The 1,475-nt window shown below is 63.1% G+C and carries 1 protein-coding gene and 1 pseudogene; one reads left to right on the forward strand and one right to left on the reverse strand.

The window, feature by feature from the left end; translation table 11 throughout:
* Positions 1 to 1,256 (forward strand): gamma-glutamyltransferase (gene ggt / locus EOA60_RS32620; RefSeq protein WP_128312597.1); only part of this gene is annotated, 1,256 nt, incomplete at its 5' end.
* Here the strand turns inward: ggt and EOA60_RS32625 are convergent.
* Positions 1,257 to 1,475, reverse strand: a pseudogene (locus tag EOA60_RS32625) (hypothetical protein); the annotation flags it as partial. It abuts the gene before it with no gap.

A 1,475-nucleotide genomic window follows, 5' to 3' on the forward strand; every position in this document is an offset into this window, starting at 1 on the left:
CGATCGCCTATGCCAAGGACGGCTTCGTCCTCAACCAGGGCGACGCGGCCTCCTTCGCCGGCGGCGCCGACCGGCTGGCCAAGGATCCGGCAGCGGCCGCTATTTTTCTGAAAAAAGACGGGAAGCCCTATGGCATCGGCGAGAAGCTAGTTCAGTCGGACCTTGCGGCCTCGCTCTCGGCGATCTCCGAGAAAGGCCCCGATGCCTTCTACAAGGGGCCGATTGCCGACGCGATCGTCAAGGCGAGCGGCGCCAAGGGCGGCATCCTCGCCAAAGGCGATTTCGAGCAATACGCGGTGCGCGAGCTGAAGCCGGTGACCTGTTCCTATCGCGGCTACGAGATCATCTCCTCGCCGCCGCCGAGTTCGGGCGGCGTCATCATCTGCGAAATCCTCAATGTGCTCGAAGGCTATCCGCTGTCCTATCTCGGAGCCGGCTCGGCCGAGACCGTCCACGTCATGGTCGAGGCCATGCGTCATGCCTATGTCGACCGCAATTCGGCGCTCGGCGATCCGGATTTCGTCGACAATCCGGTCTCGAAACTGCTCGACAAGGGCTATGCCAAGGACATCCGCGACAAGATCGATCCGTTCCGCGCCGGCGTCTCGAAGGACTTGATGCCCAAGGGCTTCGGCGAGTCGAAGGAAACCACCCATTATTCTATCATCGACAAGGACGGCAACGCGGTAGCCGTCACCTATACGCTCAATGGTTCCTTTGGCGCCGGCGTCGTCGCCGACGGCACCGGGATCCTGCTCAACAACGAAATGGACGATTTCACCCAGAAGCCCGGCGTGCCCAACCTCTACGGACTGGTCCAAGGCGAGGCCAACGCGATCCAGCCGAAGAAGACGCCGCTGTCCTCGATGAGCCCGACCGTCGTTGTGAAGGACGGCAAGCCGTTCATGGTCATCGGCAGCCCGGGTGGCTCGCGCATCATCACCATCACGCTGGAGGCGATCGTCAACGTCATCGACCACGGCATGAACATTCAGGAGGCGATCGACGCCCCGCGCATCCACCATCAATGGCTGCCCGACACCGTCTATGTCGAGCCTTTCGGGCTTTCTCCCGACACCGAAAGGCTGCTTGCCGGCATGGGCTATCATCTCGATCTCAGCGACCAGACCTGGGGCCAGGCGGCCGGCATCCTTGTCGGCGGCAAGAGCCTGGCGGAGATCGAGAAAGGTGGCGGCGCCCGCTACAACGGAGCCATCGACAGCCGCGCCGCTTCCGGCGAGGCGCTGGGCTACTGACTACACGACAAGGGTGATGGTTGAGGCAATCAGCAGCACCGCGGCAATGCCGACGAACAGCGCATAAATGCGCGGCCGGTCAATCAGCAGCGCGTTGCCCGAAATCCAGGCCGAAGTGGCGCCGCCCAACGCAAACAGGAAGCCGTTGCGGTGGCCGAAGGTCATCGAGGCGGCCATCAGGCCGCCGATGATCAGCGCGCCGAACACGATGATGACGGC

This window comes from Mesorhizobium sp. M1A.F.Ca.IN.020.06.1.1, from assembly GCF_004023265.1.
Classification (GTDB): Bacteria; Pseudomonadota; Alphaproteobacteria; order Rhizobiales; family Rhizobiaceae; genus Mesorhizobium.